Below are 21316 nucleotides of genomic sequence, written 5' to 3'. Positions count from 1 at the left end.
CAGCGCGAGGGCGCGGGTTCGGTGCAGAGATCGAAGGAGGGGCGCAGCGCGTGACGACAACGCGCGGCGGACCGCGCGAACGCCCCGCTCAGCCGCCGACCGAGACGCCGCAGGCCACGCGCCACGCCGCCGGTTCGGTGGCTTCGTTCACGGCCTTGGAGGCAGTCGACGCGGACACGTTGGCGGCGCTGGCCGCCATGCCGGTGCCGGCAGCGGCGCGGATCACGCGGTTGCGGCCTTCGCGCTTGGCGCGATAGAGCGCGCGGTCGGCTTCGGCGAACAGCCGCTCCCAGCTGCGGCGCGCGTCGCCGGCGCCGGCGCCGTCCTCGGCCAGCGCGATGCCGATGCTGACGCTGGCATGCCCGCCGACTTCTTCCGGCAGCGCGATGGCGGCGATGCGAGCGCGAATGCGTTCGGCCAGCAGCACCGCTTCCTCTTCGCCGGTGTTCGGGCACAGCAGGCAGAATTCCTCGCCGCCAAAGCGCGCGGCCACGTCGCTGGCGCGGCAGGCGCGGCGCAGCGTCTCCGCGATCCGCACCAGCACCTGGTCGCCCGCCTGATGGCCGGCGCGGTCGTTCACCTGCTTGAAGCGGTCGACGTCGATCACCAGGCAGGACAGCGGCTTGCCGCTACGGGCGGCGTCCCCGGCCAGCGTCATCGCGGCGTCGTCCAGTGCGCCGCGATGGAACAGCCCGGTCAGCGAATCCAGGCGGGCGCGGTCGCGCTGTTCGGCCAGCTGGCGCTCCGCGCTCAGCAGCGTGAATCCGACCACGCCGGACAGCACCGCGATCAGCATCAGCAGCAGCGGCGCCTGGGCCAGCATGCCAGGCTCGTCGGGCCGCAGCGGGCTCCACGCACCGGCCCCGCCGGCGGCCAGCGCCAGCGCCAGGCACAGGCACTGCGCCGCCAGTTGCGCGCAGCAGGCGACCCATACCAGCGCGTGGCCGATGGTGTGCGAGCGGCGTTCGCGATTGAGCAGGCGCAGCGCCTGCCAGACCACCAGCGCGGTGATCGCATGGCCGAGCGTGCGGATCGCCCGCTCGGCCATCACGGCATCCTGCACCGTTGCGATCAGCCCGAGCAGCGCCACCGAAGCGACGCCGCCGGCGACCATCGCGCGCAGATGATGCGGGGCCATCGCCATGCCGCTCGCGGCCAGGCCGCGCACCAGCATTAGCTGCGCCGCGAGGCACAGCGCTTGCGCCAGCACCGCCCACAGCGGCGCCGGCGCGATCGCGCCGAGCGCCAGCGCCATGCCGCCGAGCGAGGCAAAGGCATGGGCGTCGGTCCAGCGCGCACGGTGGCCCGCTTGCGCGGCGCCGTAGCGCAGGCCGATCGAGATGCCTAGCGTGCTGGCGAACAGCACCAGCAAGGTCAGATAGGCAGTTGGCAAATCCGGCGACATTCAATGATCTCCCTGTGGCGCGCGGTCCGGCCGCGACGCCAGTGGTGTAAGGCAATGCGTGCCCGGCCATGGCCGGCGCAGCGCGAATTCTTGTCAGAGAGCTTGACCCGGATGACGCCGTCGACATTCCCGAAGATGCGGTCCGTGGTGTGGCTCTGTGTTGCCGGCGCGCCGGTTGGCGCAGCCCGATCCCAGATGCAATCGCGGTCCCGCAGCGAGGGCCGCGCATCGAGGCACGGCTGTGGCTTTTTTGTTGATGGTGATTCTACTGATTGCGTCGAACCGCGCGTGTGCGGCATGCCACGTTTGACAATTGTTGACATTCCCTTTTTGTACCGTTCGCTAGGATTCGGCTCGTAGTTACAAATTGATATCCGGGCCGGGGGAACGACGACGCCGCGTCGTCGAGGCAAAAAACGGGGAAATCATGGGGAAGCAAGACGCGGCGCGCATGACGCCGCCGAGGTCGAGGGCGCGCGTAGCGGCGACGCTGCCTGGCGACGGGCTGCGTGCTCCGCGTGCCGATCGCGCAGATCGTGCCGGCCGTGCCGGTCGTGCAGACGACGCAGACGGCGCCGCGGCCGCCGCGCCCGTGCGCGAACGCCTGCTGTCTCCGGCGTGTGCCGCGGGGTTCGTCGCCGCGGCGGCGATCTGCCTGGCGCTGATGCTCCCGCGCGAGCCGCTGCGCGACCGCCTGCTTCGCGAGGCCCTGCATGCGGGCCGCACGATGGACGGGCCGACGCTGGACTATCTGAAGGCCTGGCTGCGCGTCTCGCCGCCCGACGCCAGGCTGGTGGCGGAGCTGGCCGAGCGGTATGCCGGGGAGGCCAGGCTGGACGAAGCGGACGCGCTGCTGGCGCGGATGGAGCCGTCGGTCACCGATGAGGCCGCGCTGCCGATACTGCGCGCGCGGCTCGATATTGCGCGCCAGCGGGCCAACGCCGCCGCGTCGGACATGCCGGCACGCGAACGCTATCGGTCCGAGCTGCGCACGCTGCTGCGGCAGGCCGCGCGGATGCCCGCCCCGCCGTCTGACTTGATTGCCTTCGCCGCGCAGGCGAGGGCCCTGGGCGCCGACGATCTGGAACTCGCCTTTTATCACGCCCTGGCGTGCCCGCAGCCCTCGCATGCCGCCTTCGCCGGGCATCGCCATGCGGTCGCACCGGTACGTTCCGAGTGGCGCGAGTTCGGCGAGTCGCGCGAGTCCCGCGACGAGGGCCAGCGCCGGCCCCGGGTGCGCGGTTGATGCGGCCGTATCTGACAGCCGATAGCCCACAGCCGAAAGCCGGCAGCCGGGCCGAGCTGTTTCTGGAGAAGCGAATGAGTGCAACCGCGATGGGCGACCGACGCGCGGCCGCGGGCCGGATCGCAGCGGCGCACCGGGCGGACGATGTCCGCGCGGCATGGCTGGCGCCCGCCAGCGGCGTGGCCACTGCCCGCAGCACGATGCTGGAACTGACGGTGCTGATGACCGCGGCGATGGCGCTCTGCTATGCGGCGATGCCGGGCAACCCCTTGCTGCTGGACCTGGGCTTTCCCTGGGCCTGGCTGCTGCCGCTGGTGCTGGCGCTGCGCCATGGCACGCTGGCCGGTATCGGCTCGGCGCTGATGCTGCTCGGCGGCTGGTTCCTGTTCCATCAGATCGGTGCCCAGCCGGGGGCGTTTCCGCGCCCGTTCTTCGTCGGCGGGACGCTGCTGGTGCTGGTGGCCGGACAGTTCGGCGACGTCTGCGCGAGCCGGCAGGCGCGCTCGCGTTCGATCAACCGCTATCTCGACGAACGGCTGGCGGCACTGACCCGAAGCCACTATCTGCTGCGGATTTCGCATGCGCGCCTCGAAAGCGATCTGCTGGCAAGGCCGACCACGCTGCGCGATACGCTGGCGCAGCTGCGCGCGGCCACCGCGGAGCCGGCCGGTGCGGAGACACTGGCGGGGCGGGCGAACCGCCGCGAGCGCTTGCCGGCCGGGCGCCTGGCCGGGGCTTCACCGATGATGCAGCTGGCCGCGCAGGCCTGTCAGCTCGAGGCGGCCGCACTCTATCCGTGCGATGGCGAGCGCGTGCTGACCGAAGCCGCGGCGACCGTCGGGCCCGGCTGCAAGCTCGATGCCGCCGATCCGCTGGTGCGGCGCTGTCTGCAGAGCCGGCAACTGGTGCATCGCCGCATGGACGGCGGCGAGGGCGGCGAGGGCGGCGAGGGCTGCCTGCGCAGCCGCTATCTGGCAGTAGCGCCGGTATTGTCCGGCCCCGACCGTCTGATCGGCTTGCTGGTCGTCGAACGCATGCCGTTCCTGGCACTGCATCACGACAACCTCGAACTGCTGCTGGTGCTGCTCGGCTACTACGCCGACGGTGTCGAGCATGCCGCGGCGGCGCGCGCGATCGAACGCGCGCTGCCCGATTGTCCGCACGAGTTCGCGCTCGACTATGCGCGGCTCGCGCGCCTGCGGCGCGAGGCGGGCATCGCCAGCACCGTCGTCGCGCTTGCCTTCGGCGCCGACGAGCACAGCGCCGACTGGTTCGAACAGGCGGTGCGCAGCGGCCGCGCGCTGGACCTGGCGTGGGCGCGCGACGGCGGCGCGCAGCGCGTGCTGATGACGCTGATGCCGCTGGCCGATGGAGAGGCGGCGTCCGGCTATCTGCTGCGGATCGAACAGATGCTGCAGGCGCAGTTCGGCGTCGACTTCGAACAGGGGCAGATCGGCATCCATACGCTGCCGGTGCCTGCCGATGGCGATCCCGAACCGCTGCTGCGGCTCCTGCAGCGCTGCGAAGGCGGGCTCGCGCGCAGCCCGTCGGGGAGCGGCCACGATGCTTGAAAGCGTGCTGGCGCTGGCGGGCGGTGCGGCGCAACTGGCGGCGCTGGCCGCGCTGCTGCACGGCGACGGCGCGACCGGCGCGTTCCTCGCATATCTGGGCATGCAGGCCGCAGCGGCCGCGATGCTGGCGATGCCGCTGCGGCGCCTGCTGGCGTGGTACATCCGCACGCCGATCCGCCCGGCCTCGGCGTATCTGCTTGTCGCCGGCGCATTCGTGCCGCTGGGCGGCCTGCTGGTCGTGCTGCTCGGCATGGCGCTCGCGGCGCTGCAGCCCCGGGCGCGCGCTGCGCGCGGGCTGGCTTTCGTGCCGCTGCCCGAGTCCGTCTCCGGCCCCGGGGCGTGCGTTTCGCATGGAGCGGGCCCGAACGATGGTCGACACGGTTGCGTCCTGCCGGGAAGTCCCGATCGCGCAGCCGGCCGGCTGCGCGCCGAGGTTGCCAACGCCGCCGCATCGGACGCGCGCCGCCTGTCTGCGCTGGGTGCGCTGCAGGCGATGCCGGCGCGCAGCACCAGTCCGCTGCTGCGCGCACTGCTGGATGACAGCATCGATGACGTCAGGCTGCTGGCCTACGGCATGCTCGATGCCGCCGAGCAGCGGCTGACGCGGCAGATCCTGCAGGCGCAGGACTGCCTGCACGCGCTCGGCGACGATGGCGATCCGGCCAGCCGGGCCGCCGTGCACGAACATCTGGCACAGCTGCACTGGGAGCTGGTCTACCAGAACCTTGCACAGGGCGACGTGCGCAGCCACACGCTCGAGCAGGCGGACCGCCATGCCGAGGCTGCGCTGCAGGCGCTGTCGCAGGCGCCGGGCGCGACGACGTTGTACCTGCGCGCCGCCGACGGTTCCGGCGTGGCCAGCCCCGTGGCCGGCCTGTGGCAGCTGCGCGGCCGGCTCGCGCTGGCGCGCCGCGATCCCGCCGCCGCGCGTGCCGCCCTGCAGCGCGCTACCGCGCTGGGCTTCCCGCGCGAGCGCGCCTTGCCGCTGCTGGCCGAGGCCGCCTATCTGGAGGGCGATTTCGCGGCGGTCGGCGCCGCGATGCGGAGCCTGCGCCAGGCCGCGTCGCTGCCGGCGCTGCCGCAGCTTCAGCCCTTGCTGCGCTACTGGACATCATGAGCACGACCACGCCGAATCCGGCCTCCGCCGCCGCCATGTCGACCGTCCACACCGCCCACGCCCTCCACTCGGGGCACGCCGCCTCGCGGGCTGCTGCCGGTGCAGCGGTGGATATCGCGCTGCTGCTCGAAGGGCGCCATCCGTTCGCCAACGCCGGCGCGAGCGGCGGTGGGCCCGGCTGGGCCGAGCGCATGATCCGGGCCTTCCCGCAAACCACCTTCGCGATCGTTCTGCTCGGCAATCGGCGCCAGGACTGCGGCGAGATGGCGGGCGCGCTGCCGGACAACGTGCTGCACCTGGAGACGCATTTCCTGCACGACGACGAGCCGGCCGGCACGGCGCCGCGGCAGCACGCCGACGAACAGGCCTTCGCCGAGGCTGCCCGGCTGCACGACCTGCTGCGTCAGCGCGGTCGTGGCGGGCAGTCCCAGGCGGGCGCCCTGATGCGCGAACTGATGGACGAGCTGGGCGACGATGGCAGGCTGTCGGAGCACGCGTTCCTGCATAGCCGGCCTGCCTGGGACACCATTGTCGAGCAGTACCGCCGCTACTGCACCGATCCGTCGTTCTCCGACTACTTCTGGACCGTGCGCACGATGCACCGGCCGCTGTGGCGGCTGGCCCGGATCGCGGCGACGCTGATGCCGGCGCGCGTCTACCACGCGGCATCGACCGGCTATGCGGGCTTTCTGGGGGCGATGCTGCGCTATCGGCATGACCGTCCGCTGCTGCTGTCGCAGCACGCGGCGCCGACCCGGGAGCACAGCCTCGATCTGTTCCAGTCCTGCTGGCAGCACGACAACCGGCATCGCGACGGCGCCGATGCGTTCGCGCCCGATCTTTCGCAGCTGGGCTATTGCCGCGACCTGTGGCTGCGCTTCTTCGATTCGCTGGGCCGCGTCTGCTACGAGGCCGCCGACGAGATCGTCGCGCTCTACGAGGGCAATCGGCGCCGGCAGGTGCAGGACGGCGCGCCGGCGAGCCGCACGCGCACGATCCCGAACGGCATCGATCTGCCCGCGCTGGCGCCGCTGCGCGCGCAGCGGCCCGATACGGTGCCGCAGGTGCTGTGCCTGATGGGCAAGGTGGTGCCGCGCAAGGACGTCAAGACCTTCATCCGTGCGATGCTGACCGTGGTCAGGCAGTGTCCCGATGCGCAGGGCTGGATCGCCGGACCTGAGGACGAGGACCCGGAGTACGCGCGCGAATGCCGCGGCCTGGTGCAAGGCCTGGGGCTCGCCGGCAACGTGCGCTTCCTCGGTCCGCGGCGCAGCGAAGAGCTGCTGCCGCAGGTCGGTGTGCTGGTACAGAGTTCGATCAGCGAGGCGCTGCCGCTGGCGGTGCTCGAGGCGTTCGCCGCCGGCGTGCCGTGCGTGGTGACCGATGTCGGCGCCTGCCGCGAACTGATCGACGGCGTCGGCGATGAAGACATGGCGCTCGGCGCGGCCGGTGCGGTGGTGCGCATCGCGGATCCCGGCGCATTGGCGCGCGAAGCGGTTGCGCTGCTTGGCGATGACCAGCGTTGGCGCGCCGCGCAACGCGCGGCCATCGTGCGCGCCGAGCGCTATTACACGCAGCATGCCGCGGTGGCCAGCTACCGCCAGCTGTATCAGCATCTGGCCGCGAAACCGCACGCCGATGCAGGCGGTCGCGGCGGCCTCGGCCGTCCGGCGGTGCCGACAACGCTGGCGACACCGACAACCGCGGCAATGCCGGCCAGCGAGCGGCTGTCGGCCGGCCGTTGTCCCTTTGCGGGAGCGCCATGATGGTGGACCTGACCTTTTTCCTGCGTGGGATGCGCGACCGCAATCGCGTCGGCGGCACGCTGCAGGCCTATGGCTTTGCCAGCGTGCTCGCTTGCAGCGCCTGGGTGCTGGCAATCGTCGGCATCCTGCTGATCGGCGTGCTGAGGCTGCCGATCGGCTTGCCGCTGGCGCTCGCCGCACAGTTTCAGGTATCGGCGACCTATCTGATCGCCGTCAGCCTGATCCTGACCGGACCGTTGCAGCTGCAACTCGTCCGCTTCGCCGCGGACCGGCTCGCCGAAGGGCGCGACGAACGCGTGCTGCCGGGCTTTCATGCCGTGGGCCTCGTGGTGACCGTGCTGGCCGGCCTGTTCGGCGTCGTTTGCTCGCTGTGGGCGTTTCCGCAGCTATCGGCGCTGTATCGCGCGCTGATGCTGGCCGCCTTGGTGCTGATGTGCCATGTCTGGATCGCGGTGGCATTCCTGTCGGGCATGAAGCAGTACCGGACGGTCGTGTGCGCCTTCGTGGCCGGCTATGCGGCAGCGGCCCTGGCGGCGCTGGCGCTGCGCGGCCTCGGTCTGGAAGGCCTGCTTGGCGGTTTGGTGATCGGCGAGCTGGTGCTGCTGGCCGGCACGACGATGCAGATCCATCGGCACTATCGCGGCCGGCGCCTGCTGTCGTTCGAAGTGTTTGCCCGGCGCCATCGCTATCCGAGCCTGATGGCGATCGGCCTGCTGTATCCGCTCGGCATCTGGGCCGACAAGTTCCAGTTCTGGTACCACGCGGGCACGGGCGAGCGCGTCATCGGTGCGCTGCGTGCGTCGGCGATCTACGATATCCCGGTGTTTCTCGCCTATCTGGCCATCGTGCCGGCGATGGCGGTGTTCCTGGTGCGCATCGAACGGGATTTCGTGGCCCATTACGATGCCTTCGCCGAAGCGGTGCGCGGCGGCGGATCGCTGCAGCGGATCGAGGAGGCGCGCAACGCGATGGTGCGGGCCGTCCGGCTCGGCCTGTACGAGATCGTCAAGGTGCTGGCGATCGCCGCGCTGCTGCTGTTCGCGCTGGGCCGGCCGTTGCTGGCGCAGTTCGGCATGGCCAGCCTGTACCTGCCGCTGCTGCATGTGGACGTGGTCGGCGCCGGCCTGTATCTGGTCTTGCTCGCCGCGCTGAGCCTCTACTTCTATCTGGATCGGCGTCGCGAAGTGTTGCTGCTCGGCGCGGTCTTCGCGATGTTGAACGTGGTGCTGACGCAACTGACGCTGACGCTGGGCCCGGCGTGGTACGGCTATGGCTTTGCGGTCGCGGCGCTGATCGTCGTGGCGATCGCGCTGGTGCTGCTGGACCGCCGGCTCGAGCGTCTGGAATATGAAACCTATATGTTGCAGTAATGCGAATCGGGCGGCGAAGATACGGTGATCGCGCGCCGGTTCGGTGACCGACACAGTTACAATTCGACACATTGTATTGAGCGAATCCACGATGTCGCGCCTCTCGTCAAGCCAGGGCCGCCGAGCCAGGCAGACGAATGACGACGACCTGTAACCGAGAAGAATATGAATATCGCATCGGTCGAAGACGATCCCAGCCAGGCCGAGCTGATCCAGCAGATCCTGGTCAGCGCCGGACATACCTGCGACAGTTTTTCGGGCGGCAAGGCCTTTTTGCGCGCGATGCGCGAACGCTCGTACGATCTGCTGGTGATGGACTGGCAATTGCCCGATATCAGCGGCTATGACGTGGTGACCCACGTCCGGCTGCATTCGGGCCAGTACCCGCCGATCCTGTTCCTGACCAGCCGTTCGCTGGAAGAGGACATCGTGATGGGATTGGCCGGCGGCGCCGACGACTACATGATCAAGCCGGTGCGGCGCGGCGAACTGCTGGCGCGCGTGGGCGCGCTGCTGCGCCGAAGCTATCCGTCGGCGCCGGCCAACGAGTCCATCGTGGTGGGCGCCTATCGGCTCGACCCGGTGGCGCGCACCGCCAGCCTGAACGGCGTCGAGGTCGATATCGCGCCGCGCGAGTTCGATCTCGCGCTCTATCTGTTCCGCAACATGGATCGGCTGCTGCCGCGCGACGTCGTCGAGCAGGCGGTATGGGGCCGCTCGCTCGGCGCCAGCTCGCGCACGCTCGACACCCATCTGTCGCGGCTGCGCATCAAGCTCGGACTGCGGCCGGAGAACGGCGTGCGGCTCGCCTCGGTGTATTCCTACGGCTATCGTTTCGAGCGCTGCGCGGGGCCGGCCGATGCCGCGTAAGGGGGAAGGCAGGGGCGGGGTTGTCGGGGCCGTCGGCGCGGTCGGCGCGGTCGCGGTCCTGCGGGTGGCCGTTGCCGCATGGTCGCTGCTGGCATTCGCGCCGGCACAGGCAGGCCCGGCCGGCGCCGACGGCGAATATTTTCTGCATGAGGTCGAGCCGGGCGACACGCTGTTCTGGGTCGCCCAGCGCTATACCGGCCGCGCCGACGTCTGGCGCGAACTGAAGGCGCTGAACCGCGTCGCCGATCCGTATCGGCTGCCGGTCGGCACCCATGTCCGGATTCCGCTGGCGCGCATTCCGGTGACGGTCGCCAGCGCGCGCGTGGTGTCGGTGGTCGGCCAGGCCGATGCCAATGGCGCCGCGCTGCGGCCCGGCATGCGCGTCGACGAGGCGGCCTGGCTGCAAACCGGCGCCGATGGCCTGGTCACGTTCGAATTGCCGGACGGCAGCCGCGTCGCGATGCCGCCGAACACGCGGCTGCAGGTCAAGCGCCTGCGCGTGTTTGCCGGCACCGGCCTAGGCGATACCGTCATGCACGTCGATCATGGCGGCATCGAGTCGCGCGTCGCGCCGGGCGGATCCGGCGTGGGCCGCTTCGAGGTGCGCACGCCGATGATGGTCACCGGCGTGCGCGGCACCCGCTACGCGGTCGATGCCGGCCAGCCCGACGAGACGGGCCAGCGTGCCAATCGCAGCGCGGTGCTGGAGGGCACCGTGATGGTACGTTCGCGGCGCGCCCGGCGTACGGTCGCGGCCGGCCACGGCGTCGCGGTCGGCACTGCCGGCAATGCAGTGGTGCACACCCTGCTGGCGCCGCCGACGTTGAGCGCGGTGCCGACCGAGCCGATCTACGCCAGCCACGCCGAAGTGGGCTGGCAGCCCGTCAAGGGCGCGATCGGCTATCAGGTCAGGGTCACGCGCGACGCCGAGCGTACCGAAGCGGTCTTTGCCAGCACCGTCGCACCGGCGTCCGCGGCGCTGACCGGATTGCCCGATGGCCCGGTCTATCTCGAGGTGCGCGCCATCGACAGCAACCGCATTCCCGGCAACGCCGCGATCGCGCCGCTGACGGTTCGGCTCAATCCGCCCGCACCGTACACGGTCGAGCCGGCGCCGCAAAGCACGGTGCACGGCACCGTGGCGCAGCTGCAATGGGCGGCGGTCGACAGCGCCGTCGAGTATCGCTTCGAGATCGCGTCAGACGCGACGTTCGACACGCCGGCCGCCCAGGGCAGCACGCGGGAGGCGTCCGCCCAGCAGACGCTCGTGCCCGGCAACTGGTGGTGGCGCGTGCGCTCGGTCGATGCGAAGGGGCAGGCCGGACCGTGGAGCGCCCCGGTGGCGTTCCGCATCCTGCCGCCGGCGCCGGGCGTCACCGTAGTCGAGGACAACGGCGGCGCACTGCGCCTGCGCTGGGGCGGGGCCGAACAGCCCGAGGCCTTCGCGCCGCTGGCTTATCGCGTGCAGCTGGCCGACGATCCCGGCTTTGCCCGTCCCCTGCAGGACCAGCGCATCGAGTCCGACAACGCGGCGCTGCCGCGTCCGCCGGCCGGTGTCTATTACGTGCGGGTCGCGCGCATCGAGCGCGACGGCAGCGAGTCGCCGTTCTCGACGCCGCAACGCATCGAAGTCCACGAGCATCTGCGCGACGGCACGGGGGCTCCGATCGGTACTGCCAGCGGCAGTGTGCGCCGTGGCGGATAGCCGCTTCCGCCTGCCCCAGTTGCGCACGGCCGCGGGTAGCGGACTGATCGCGGGCTTTCATCGACGCACGCTGATCGAATGGCTGGCGCTGACCATGCTCGTCATGGTGCTGGCCGCGGTGCGCGCGGACTTCGGCGCGAGCCAGCGGCTGGACCTGGCCGTCTACGACATCGGCATCGCCGCGCAGCAGCATGCGCCGCGCGACGACATCCTGATCGTCTCGATCGACGATGAGTCGCTGTCCGCGGTGGGCCGCTGGCCATGGCGCCGTTCCTTGCTGGCGGGGCTGGTCGATCGGCTGGCCGACGGCGGCGCGCGCGCGATCGGGCTCGACGTGCTGCTGGTCGAGCCGGACTGGCGCCATCCCGAGGACGACGAGGCGCTGGCGGTCAGCATGGCGCGCGCCGGCAACGTGATCATCCCCGCGCTGGCCGAGCCGGTGCGCGACGGCTATCGCCTCAGCTATCCGCTGCCGGCGCTGGGCGCCGATGTAGGCCATATCAATATCGCCACCGATGTCGACGGGCTGGCCCGCCATATCTATCTGCAGGAGGGCCTGCCGGGGCAGATGCTCGACCATTTCGTCGTGCGCCTGGTGCAGTTCGGCCGGCCCGATCGCCCGCTGACGAGCTATCGGCAGGTGCCGGTCGACGAGACGCTGGCCGGCGAATGGCATCGCCGCTATCGCCTGGGCATTCCGTTCGCCGGACCGATCGGCACCTTCCGCACGGTGTCCGCGATCGACGTGTTGAGCGGCGCCATTCCGCCCGAGATGTTCCGCGACAAGCTGGTGCTGGTCGGCGCCGGTGCCACCGGTCTTGGCGACATGTTCTCCGCGCCGCTGTCGAAGAACGGCGCCGGCATCAGCGGCGTCGAGCTGCTGGCCAATGCCGCGCAGGCGCTGCTGGACAACAACGGCATCGTGCCGCTGCCATCGGCCTGGTACTGGTCGCTGACGCTGCTGCCGGTGCTGCTGGTCTGCCTGGCGGCGCTGCTGATGTCGCCGCGCGATGCCTTGCTGGTTACCGCCGCGGTGATGGTGGGGCTGTTCGGGGCGAGCGTCGCGCTGATGTATTTCGATCGGCTGTGGTTCTCGCCGGTGCCGGCCATTCTTGCCTGCCTGGTGTTCTATCCGCTGTGGAGCTGGCGCCGGCAGGAATCGGCGCTGAGCTTCCTGTCGGCGGAAGTCGCCCGGCTCGAACGCGAGCCCGCGCTGCCGGGCGGCAAGCGCACGCCGCCGCTGGCCGGCGGCACGCTGGACGCGCGCATGAGCGCGCTGTACCGGATGATCACGCGGCAGCGCGATCTGCGCCGCCTGCTGTCGGACGGGCTGGAGAACCTGCCCGATGCCACCGTGATCTGCGATGCCGACGGCAGCATCCTGCTGGCCAATGCCGGCGCGGTCGCGCTGTCGCCGCGGCTGCTGTCGGCGCTCAATACCGAGGGCGGCGCGCGCCCCTTGCTCGATACGCTGATCGCCGACATCTTCGCGCCGCCGCAGGGTGGACTCGATTACTGGGATCGGCTCAAGCGCGCCGCGGATACCGGCGCGGCGCCGACACGCGGCGAGCGCGCCGGGGTCGAGCTGCAGACGCACGATCTGCGCGCGATGCTGCTGCGCGGCGCGCCGCTGCGCGGCAACGCGGGCGAGGTGGCCGGCTTCAGCGTCAGCTTCATCGATATCACGCAGGTCCGGCTGGCCGAGCGCCAGCGCGAGGAAACGCTGCGCTTCATCTCGCACGACATGCGCTCGCCGCAGGCGTCGATCCTGGCGCTCGTCGAATTGCAGGCCGATCCGGCGCGCGCGCTGGAACTGCCGGTACTGCTCGAACGGATCCGCCATCACGCCGGCCGCACGCTGGCGCTGGCCGACGACTTCATCCAGCTCGCACGCGCCGAGTCGCAGCATCTGCGCTTTGCCGAGATCGACCTGACCACGGTGTTGATGGACGCGGCGGATTCGCTGTGGGCGCTGGGACAGGCCCGGCGCGTGACCGTAGCGGTGCAGACCGGCAACGAGGAGATGATGCTGTATGGCGAAGCGGCGCTGCTGATGCGCGCCGTCTCCAACCTGATCGACAACGCGGTCAAGTACAGCCCGCCGGGCGGCACCGTGACCGTGCGCGCCGGCCGCGTGCGGCATGAGGACGGCAGCGATGGCGGCCTGCTGGTGTCGGTGTCGGACCAGGGGCCCGGCATCGCGCCGGAGGAGCAGGCCCGCCTGTTCCAGCCGTTCAGCCGGCTGCAGGAAGAGGGCCGCCCGGTGCGCGAAGGCAGCGGACTGGGCCTGCTGTTCGTCAAGACGGTGGTCGAGCGTCACGGCGGCCATGTTGGCGTCGACAGCGCGCCGGGGCGCGGCACGACGTTTACGATCACGCTGCCGGGCTGAGTCCGGTATCTGTCGTCGCGCCATGCACTAGCGATATCTCGCTCCCTCTCCCGCTGGCGGGAGAGGGGGGAGAGGGAACGGGCGGATCAAGCCGCGATGGCGATGGCGAGCGCCGCTGCCCTCTCCCCCGGCCCTCTCCCGCGAGCGGGAGAGGGGAGCGAACACACGCGCCGGTCGAGCGTCAGCGTGCTCGGCGCACTTGAAACTTCTTCCCCCACATGTAAGTTTCGCGCCCCCCCGTGCCACCGAAGGGAGACTTCAGGACTCACACCCGCCCGCCATCCCCGTGGAACAGCGCTTGCATTCCCGCCCCATGCGGCGCGACTGGTGTGCCGCTCTTCCCTGGGGAGCCCGCGATGAAAGCCCTTTGCTGGCACGGCAAGCACGATATCCGCTACGACACCGTTCCCGATCCCGTGATCGAACACCCGCGCGACGCCATCATCCGCGTCAGCAGCTGTGCAATCTGCGGCTCGGACCTGCATCTGTACGACGGCTTCGTGCCCGGAATGGAGCATGGCGACATCATGGGCCACGAGTTCATGGGCGAGGTCGTCGAGGTCGGCGCCGAGAACCGCCGGCTGCGCGTCGGCGATCGCGTGGTGGTGCCGTTCACCATCATCTGCGGCGAATGCGATCAATGCCGGCGCGGCAATTTCTCGGTGTGCGAGCGCACCAACCGCAACAAGGAAGCGGCCGACAAGATGTTCGGCCATACCACCGCCGGCCTGTTCGGCTACACCCATCTGACCGGCGGCTATGCGGGCGGCCAGGCCGAATACGTGCGCGTGCCCTATGCCGATGTGGCGCCGGTCAAGGTGCCTGCCGAGTTGAGCGACGAGCAGGTGCTGTTTCTCGGCGACATCCTGCCGACCGGGTGGCAGGCCGCGGCCCAATGCGAGATCCAGCCCGACGATATCGTCGCCATCTGGGGCGCGGGACCGGTTGGTCAGTTCTGCATCCTGTCGGCGTTGCTGATGGGAGCGAAGCAGGTGGTCGTGATCGACCGCGTGCCCGAACGCCTGCGCATGGCGCAGCAGCTCGGTCCCGACCGCGTGACGGTGATCGATTTCGAAAACCAGAGCGTGCTGGAGGCCCTCAACGAGATCACGCATGGCAAGGGCCCGGACAAGTGCATCGACGCGGTCGGCCTGGAAGCGCACGCGACGCGCTCGCTCGATTCGATCTACGACCGCGTCAAGCAGGCGGTGATGCTCGAGACCGATCGACCCCACGTGCTGCGCGAAATGATCTATGTGTGCCGGCCCGGCGGCATCGTGTCGATTCCCGGTGTCTACGGCGGACTGGTCGACAAGATCCCGATGGGCGCGCTGATGAACAAGGGCCTGACGATCCGAACCGGTCAGACCCATGTCAATCGCTGGACCGACGATCTGCTCCAGCGCATCATCGACAAGCAGATCGACCCCACCTTCGTGATCTCCCATCGCGTCACGCTGGCCGATGGACCGTCGATGTACGAGACCTTCCGCGACAAGCACGACGGCTGCATCAAGGTGGTGATGACGCCGGCCTGACCTTGCGTTTGACTGTTCGGCGGACGTCACGCTTCCCCGCCCCGGGCCAGCCCGCGCCGCCGCGCGCGGCACCATCGCCGAACACCTCGCGGTGCCAGACTCGCGTGACCTCGTTGAGCAACGCCAGAAAACGTTCCAGCGCGGGCAGCGCATGCTCGCGCCGCACCGTCGCATGCAGGTCGGCGTCGAGCCCGCGCGCGGCCAGCGGCACGTAGCTGACATCGTCGCGCCGCGTGGCCGACAGCGAGGCTGGCAGCACGCTGACGCCGACGCCCGCGCCCACCAGACCCAGCACTGTCTCCGGATCGATCGATTCATGCATCACGCGCGGCTCGAAGCCGTCGCGCAGGCAGGCGGCCAGCACATTGCGGATCATCGGGCTTTGCATGTTCAGCAGCACGAAGGCATCGCCTGACAGCTGCCGCAGCGAGACGCGGCTTGCGCCGGCCAGCGGGTGGTCCGCCGCCATCGCCACCATCAGCGGCTGCGCATAGACCAGGATCGAGCGCAGATCGCTGCGCGCCGCCGCGCTGCAGGAAAACCCCACATCGATGCGACCGCGCGCCAGCGCCTCGTACTGCTGGTCGGGCAGCAGTTCGTGCAGCGTCCATTCGACGCCCGGATTGCGCAGCTGGAACTGGCGCAGCGTCAGCGGCAGCGGGCCGTACATCACCGAGTTGATGATGCCGATGCGCAGATAGCCCTCGAGTCCTTCGGCCACGCGCCGCACCTGCCGCTCCACCGATTCGCAGTCGTCGACGATGCGGCGCGCCCGCGTCAGCAGCGCCTCGCCCGCGCGCGTCAGCCGCGCGCCATGCCGGCCGCGTTCGAACAGCGTGACCCGCAGCGCGCCCTCCAGCGACTTGATCTGCTGGCTCAGCGGCGGCTGCGAGATATGCAGCCGCTCGGCGGCGCGGCTGTAGTTGCCTTCCTCGGCGACCGCGATGAAGTAGCGCAGCTGGCGGAGATCCATATGCGATCCGTATGGATTGGATTCCGAAATCATATTTCACATATGGTTGCGCGACACCTAGGCTTTCCCTGATCCGTCCACGCCAGAGGGACGGCCGAGGAGACCACGATGACCACCAAGCTCGAAGTCAATGGCGCCCGCCGTCGGGTGGACGCCCCCGCGGATACGCCGCTGTTGTGGGTGCTGCGAGACCAGCTGGACCTGACCGGCACCAAGTACGGCTGCGGCATGGGCCTGTGCGGCGCCTGCACGGTGCATGTCGACGGGCAGGCGGTGCGCGCCTGCCAGACCCCGTTGTCCAGCGTCGCGGGCAAGCGCGTGACGACCATCGAGGGACTCGGCAAGCCCGATGCGCTGCACGTGCTGCAACGCGCCTGGCAGGCGGAGGACGTGCCGCAATGCGGCTATTGCCAGTCGGGACAGCTGATGTCGGCCGCCGCGCTGCTGGCGCAGAAGCCAAGGCCCAGCGACAGCGATATCGATGCGGCGATGGCCGGCAATCTCTGCCGCTGCGGCACCTATGACCGCATCCGGCGCGCCATCCATCGCGCCGCGGCGGAACTGCGCAGCGGGAGGCTGGCATGAAGCGACGCGACTTCCTGAAGAGCGGGGCGGCGCTGGCCGGCGGCCTGATGCTGGAGCTGAGCGCCAGCGGGGTGCGTGCTGGGGGCGCTGCCGCCGGGACATCGTCCTCCGGCGCCGCCGCCGATCGCGCGGCCTTCGCCCCCAACGCCTGGGTCCGCATCACGCCGCAAGGCGAGGTGCTGCTGGTCGTGCACAAGTTCGACAGCGGCACCGGCGTCAAGAACGCGCTCGGGCTGATGCTCGCCGAGGAACTCGACGCCGACTGGTCGCGCGTGCGCGTGGTGCAGCCCGACGATCCGCTGGCGCAGGTCTATATCCATCCGCTGTGGGGCATGCATGCGACCGGCGGCAGCACCAGCGTGCCGCTCGAATGGAACACCCTGCGGCGCGCCGGCGCCACCGCGCGCGCGATGCTGGTGGCCGAGGCCGCGCAGCGCTGGCGCGTCGATCCGGCCAGCTGCCGCACCGGCAACGGCATGGTGATCGATGCTTCGGGGGCGCGGCGAATCGGCTATGGCGAGCTGGCCGAAGGCGCGGCGCGGCAGCCTGTGCCTAAGGAGGTCGCACTCAAGCGCCCGGCGGACTTCGTGCTGATCGGAAAGGAACGCAGCAGCTATCGCGTCGCCGACAAGCTGACCGGCCGCGCGCAATACGCGGTCGACATCAAGCTGCCCGGCATGCTGACTGCCATCGTCGTGCATCCGCCGGTGATCAACGCCCCCGTGGTGTCGTTCAACGCGGCCGAGGTCAAGGCGCTGCCCGGCGTGCGCGATGTGTTTGCCACCGAGATTCCGGCGGCGATCGCGCATTTCCGTCCCGGCATGGGGCCGGCGGTACCCGACAACGGCGCCTGCCAGCCCGGCGTGGCCATCGTCGCCGATCATTTCTGGGCCGCGCAGCGCGCGCGCCAGGCGCTGAAGGTGCAATGGGGCGACAGCGACATGGCCCACTTCAGCGCCGAGGGTGCGCTGCGCGAGCTGGCCCGGCATGTCGATGCGCCGGGAGCGAAGAGCAAGGTCAAGGGCGATGCCGCGGCGGCGTTCGCGCGCGCCGACAAGGTCGTCGAAGCCGTCTACACGATGCCCTACAAGGCCCACGCGCAGATGGAACCGCTCAGCGTGGTGGCCTGGGTGCACGACGGCATCGTCGAATACTGGGGCGGCATCCAGGTGCCGTCGCGCTGCGCGCAGGCGGCGCAGACCATTGCCGGCGTGCCGGCCGACAAGGTGAAGATCCATCTGACCGAGGCCGGCGGGAGCTTCGGCGCGCGCGAAGGCATGCATCAGATCCTCGAGGCTACCTATATCTCGCGCCGCGTCGGCAAGCCGGTCAAGCTGATCTACAGCCGCGAGGACGATATGCGCGGCCTGTTCTACCAGACCGCCAGCGTGCACAAGGCACGCGCCGCGCTCGATCGCGACGGCGGCATCGCGGCCTTCAGCCTGCGCGCGGTGACGCCGTCGATCAAGGAGCCCGACGATCCCGGCTTCCTCGCCAAGGTGCCGGTCGATCCGAGCTGCACCGAGGCGATGCGCGACGACTTCTACTACGACATCGGCACGCTCGACCTGGCGTGGGTGCGGGTCGAGCCGAAGCTGCCGATCTGGTGGTGGCGCGCGGTCAGCTATGTGCCGAACGTCTTCGCGATCGAGAGCCTGATCGACGAGGCCGCGCACGCGGCGGGACAGGACCCGCTGGCCTATCGCCGCCGCCTGCTGCGCGAGCGGCCCGAGCATCTGGCGGTGCTGCACCGTGCCGCCGCGCTGGCCGGGTGGCCGCGGGCTTCCGCGGCCGGGCGAGGACTGGGCATCGCGACCTACCAGGGCTACAAGAGCTATATCGCGGTGGTTGCGGAGGTCGAAGTCAAGGATCGCGCGATCACGGTGCACAAGCTCAGCTGCGTGGTCGACTGCGGGCTGGCCGTCGATCCGAGCTCGGTGCGGCAGCAGCTGGCGGGCGGGCTGTACTGGGGCGTGTCGACCGCGATGATGAACGAGGTGCCCATCGACCATGGCACCGTGCGCATCAGCAATTACCACGACTATCCGGTGGTGCGGATCACCGATGCGCCACGGCTCGACATCGAGCTGATGCCGCCGTCGGGCCGGGCGCCGAGCGGCGTCGGCGAACTGTCCAATCCGCCGGTGGTGCCGGCGATCGGCAACGCGATCTTCGCAGCGACCGGCAAGCGCCTGCGTGCGACGCCGTTCCGCTTCGCCTGACGCGAGCGATGGGCACGGCGACGGCGGCGCCGTTTCGACGGCCCGCCGCTGCCGTGCATCGGACCAGGGCCTTGCGATGCGGCATCCCGCGCTATGCCGGCACCGGCGCCGCCGAGCCACGCCGGCACGACCGCGGCAACAACCACGGCGACAACCATCACCACAACCACAACAACCACAACAACCACAACGAAATCCGGAAGGAGACACCCCCATGAAAGCGCAACACAACGCGGTGCGCGACACTGCGCCGCCGGCGCGCGCGCCCGTCGATGCGGTGCCTGCCACCGGGCCGCTGCTGATGCTGGGCTTTCAGCATGTGCTGGTGATGTATGTCGGCGCGATCGCGGTGCCGATGATCATTGCCACCGCGCTGAAGCTGCCGAAGGAAGCGGTGGCCGTGCTGATCAACGCCGACCTGTTCACCTGCGGTATTGCCACCATCCTGCAATCGGCGGGCTTCTGGCGCATCGGCGTGCGGATGCCGGTGATGCAGGGCGTGGCCTTCAGCGCGATCCCGCCGATCCTGGTGATCGCCACCAATCCGGGCCTCGGGCTGCCGGCCGTGATCGGTGCGGTGATGGCGGGCGGGCTGCTGACGATGCTGATTTCGCCGGTATTCGGCAGGCTGGTGCGCTTTTTCCCGCCGATCGTCGGCGGTTCCATCGTGATGGTGGTCGGGCTGTCGCTGTTCCCGGTCGGCGTCAACTGGATCGGTGGCGGCAAGGGCGCGCCGGACTTCGGCGCGCCGCACAACCTGGCGCTGGCCGGCTTCGTGTTCGCGCTGATCCTCGTGATCAACCGCTTGCTGAAGGGCTTCTGGACCAACGTCTCGGTGCTGCTGGCTCTGGCGGCCGGCATGCTGGTGGCGATTCCCTTCGGCATGGTCGACTTCGCCGGCGTCGCCGAGGCGCCGATGGTGGACGTGATCCGGCCGTTCTACTTCGGCTGGCCGGTGTTCGATCCGCTCGCGGTCGCCACCATCGTGGTCGTGATGGTGATCATCATGATCGAGTCGATGGGCTTGTTCCTCGCGACGGGCGACGTGGTCGGCAAGACGCTGACGCCGCGCGAGATGACCGACGGCCTGCGCGCCAACGGCCTGGCCAGCGTGATCGGTGGCGCGCTGAACGGATTTCCGTACACCATCTACAGCCAGAACATCGGCCTGCTGGTGGTAACCGGCGTCAAGAGCCGCTGGGTGGTGGTGGCCGCCGGCGTGATCCTGTGCGTGCTGGGGCTGTTCCCCAGGATGGCTACCGTGGTGGCCTCGGTGCCGCTGCCCGCGCTCGGCGGCGCGGCGCTGTTCATGTTCGGCGTGGTCACCGCGGCGGGAGTGCGCACGCTGGGGCGGGTCGATTTCGAATCGCAGCGGCACAACGTCTATATCGTCGCGGCGACGCTGGCGATCTCGCTGCTGCCGACCTTCGCGCCCACGCTGTTCCACCATCTGCCCAAGTGGCTGCAGCCGCTGATGCACAGCAGTATCCTGCTGGCCTGCGTGCTGTCGGTGCTGCTGAACCTGCTGTTCAACGGCGTGCCGCGCCGCGACCCGCATGCGATGCCGCAGGAATGCGTGCAGGGAAGTGATGAGGCGCTGCATCCCGGCCGCTGAAGGGCCAGCGGCCGTGCCGGGCGCTCAGTCCCAGGCGGGCGCGATGCCTTCCGGATTGGCCAACCGTTCGCCGCGATCGAGCGTGGCGATCTTCGCCATCTCGTCGTCGGTCAGGCGCAGCTGCTGCGCCTGCAGGTTGCTGGCGAGGTTCTCGCGCTTCGTGGACGACGGAATCACCGCGAAGCCCTGCTGCAGCGCCCAGGCCAGCGCGACCTGGGCCGGCGTGGCGCCGTGCGCCTGTGCAATGGCCTGGATCACCGGGTCCGGCAGCACCTTGCCGTAGGCCAGCGTCATGTACGAGGTCAGATGGATGCCCTGGCCGCGCGCGTAATCGACCAGCTTGCGGTTCTGCAGATACGGCGAGATCTCGACCTGATTGGTGGCAATCTCGCCCGCGCCCACCGCATCGATGGCCTGGCCAAGCAGCGAGATCGTGAAATTCGACACACCGATCCGTTTCGTCAGTCCCTGCGCCTTGGCTTCGGCCAGCGCGCCCATGTACTCGGGCAGGGGCACCGCATTGCGCGGCGACGGCCAGTGGATCAGCGTCAGGTCGACCTGCTCGGTGCGCAGCTTCGCCAGGCTTTCCTTCAGGCTCGGAATGAGCTTGTCGCCCGCGAGATTGTCGGTCCAGATCTTGGTGGTGATGAACAGGTCGCCGCGCGCGACGCCGCCCTCCGCGATGGCCTGGCCGATCTCGGCCTCGTTGCCGTAGATCTGCGCGGTATCGATCAGCCGATAGCCGAGCGACAGGGCGTTCTTGACCGAGTCGATCACGGTCTGGCCGGTCAGGCGGAAGGTGCCGAGGCCGAAGGCGGGAATGGGTTGCGTCATGGTGTGCTCCAGGAATTCGGATTGGGGATTCCGCGCATTTTGGTGCCCATTGACGCGAAGAAACAGCCCCGTGCCGTCAAATGATTGTTGCCTGCCGATCAAGGGTGGGT

The 21316-nt window shown here is 69.9% G+C and carries 16 protein-coding genes; 13 read left to right on the top strand and 3 right to left on the bottom strand.

Going from position 1 to position 21316, the window contains the following annotated elements:
- Positions 1-88: 88 nt before the first annotated feature.
- A complete protein-coding gene (locus HTY53_RS18130) occupies positions 89-1405 on the bottom strand; it encodes a GGDEF domain-containing protein (RefSeq protein WP_174107901.1) in 1317 nt (438 codons plus the stop codon).
- A 427-nt stretch (positions 1406-1832) separates the two neighbouring features.
- On the opposite strand from HTY53_RS18130, the gene HTY53_RS18125 reads away from it, so the two are divergent.
- From HTY53_RS18125 to HTY53_RS18085, 9 genes are all read left to right on the top strand, one after another.
- Positions 1833-2651 carry a hypothetical protein gene (locus HTY53_RS18125; RefSeq protein WP_174107900.1) on the top strand — a complete coding sequence of 273 codons (819 nt, stop codon included), beginning with the start codon at positions 1833-1835 and terminating at the stop codon, positions 2649-2651.
- A gap of 74 nt (positions 2652-2725) precedes the next feature.
- Positions 2726-4222 (top strand): PelD GGDEF domain-containing protein, encoded by a 1497-nt coding sequence (locus tag HTY53_RS18120; protein ID WP_254600008.1) that lies wholly within the window; start codon positions 2726-2728, stop codon positions 4220-4222.
- Complete coding sequence (locus HTY53_RS18115) at positions 4215-5339, top strand: lipopolysaccharide N-acetylglucosaminyl transferase (protein WP_174107899.1); 1125 nt, start codon at positions 4215-4217, stop codon at positions 5337-5339. The genes HTY53_RS18120 and HTY53_RS18115 overlap by 8 nt, the downstream gene beginning before the upstream one ends.
- Entirely contained in the window at positions 5336-7105 is a 1770-nt protein-coding gene (gene pelF, locus HTY53_RS18110; protein ID WP_254600007.1) for a GT4 family glycosyltransferase PelF, read from the top strand. Before HTY53_RS18115 ends, pelF begins: the two co-directional genes overlap by 4 nt.
- Positions 7105-8475, top strand: a complete 1371-nt coding sequence (gene pelG, locus HTY53_RS18105) for an exopolysaccharide Pel transporter PelG (RefSeq protein ID WP_174107976.1) — start codon at positions 7105-7107, stop codon at positions 8473-8475. Before pelF ends, pelG begins: the two co-directional genes overlap by 1 nt.
- Positions 8476-8640: 165 nt before the next feature.
- The gene (locus HTY53_RS18100; RefSeq protein WP_174107898.1) at positions 8641-9345 is read left to right on the top strand and encodes a response regulator transcription factor; all 705 of its coding nucleotides are present in this window, start codon (positions 8641-8643) and stop codon (positions 9343-9345) included.
- Positions 9335-11050, top strand: coding sequence for a FecR domain-containing protein (locus HTY53_RS18095; RefSeq protein WP_174107897.1), 1716 nt, complete (start codon positions 9335-9337; stop codon positions 11048-11050). The genes HTY53_RS18100 and HTY53_RS18095 overlap by 11 nt, the downstream gene beginning before the upstream one ends.
- Positions 11040-13439: a CHASE2 domain-containing protein gene (locus tag HTY53_RS18090; protein ID WP_368041026.1), complete on the top strand. Its 2400-nt coding sequence runs from the start codon at positions 11040-11042 to the stop codon at positions 13437-13439. Before HTY53_RS18095 ends, HTY53_RS18090 begins: the two co-directional genes overlap by 11 nt.
- Before the next feature lie 356 nt (positions 13440-13795).
- The gene (locus HTY53_RS18085) at positions 13796-14977 is read left to right on the top strand and encodes a zinc-dependent alcohol dehydrogenase (RefSeq protein ID WP_174107896.1); all 1182 of its coding nucleotides are present in this window, start codon (positions 13796-13798) and stop codon (positions 14975-14977) included.
- Here the strand turns inward: HTY53_RS18085 and HTY53_RS18080 are convergent.
- A complete protein-coding gene (locus HTY53_RS18080; protein ID WP_174107895.1) occupies positions 14952-15950 on the bottom strand; it encodes a LysR substrate-binding domain-containing protein in 999 nt (332 codons plus the stop codon). The two genes, HTY53_RS18085 and HTY53_RS18080, sit on opposite strands and share 26 nt — an antisense overlap.
- A gap of 108 nt (positions 15951-16058) precedes the next feature.
- Between HTY53_RS18080 and HTY53_RS18075 the strand changes: the two genes are divergently transcribed.
- The 4 genes from HTY53_RS18075 (at position 16059) to HTY53_RS18060 (ending at position 20372) form a co-directional block, all read left to right on the top strand.
- Positions 16059-16535 (top strand): (2Fe-2S)-binding protein, encoded by a 477-nt coding sequence (locus HTY53_RS18075; RefSeq protein ID WP_174107894.1) that lies wholly within the window; start codon positions 16059-16061, stop codon positions 16533-16535.
- Positions 16532-18757, top strand: a complete 2226-nt coding sequence (locus HTY53_RS18070) for a xanthine dehydrogenase family protein molybdopterin-binding subunit (RefSeq protein ID WP_174107893.1) — start codon at positions 16532-16534, stop codon at positions 18755-18757. The genes HTY53_RS18075 and HTY53_RS18070 overlap by 4 nt, the downstream gene beginning before the upstream one ends.
- Before the next feature lie 71 nt (positions 18758-18828).
- Entirely contained in the window at positions 18829-18975 is a 147-nt protein-coding gene (locus tag HTY53_RS18065; RefSeq protein ID WP_174107892.1) for a hypothetical protein, read from the top strand.
- Complete coding sequence (locus tag HTY53_RS18060) at positions 18972-20372, top strand: nucleobase:cation symporter-2 family protein (protein WP_174107891.1); 1401 nt, start codon at positions 18972-18974, stop codon at positions 20370-20372. Before HTY53_RS18065 ends, HTY53_RS18060 begins: the two co-directional genes overlap by 4 nt.
- 24 nt (positions 20373-20396) lie before the next feature.
- Here HTY53_RS18060 and dkgB read toward each other — a convergent pair whose 3' ends face one another.
- Positions 20397-21206 carry a 2,5-didehydrogluconate reductase DkgB gene (gene dkgB, locus HTY53_RS18055; RefSeq protein WP_174107890.1) on the bottom strand — a complete coding sequence of 270 codons (810 nt, stop codon included), beginning with the start codon at positions 21204-21206 and terminating at the stop codon, positions 20397-20399.
- Positions 21207-21316 lie beyond the last annotated feature (110 nt).

The organism is Cupriavidus gilardii (assembly GCF_013314895.1).
Taxonomy (GTDB): Bacteria; Pseudomonadota; Gammaproteobacteria; order Burkholderiales; family Burkholderiaceae; genus Cupriavidus; species Cupriavidus gilardii_C.
This window is presented reverse-complemented; position numbering and strand designations above follow the sequence as displayed.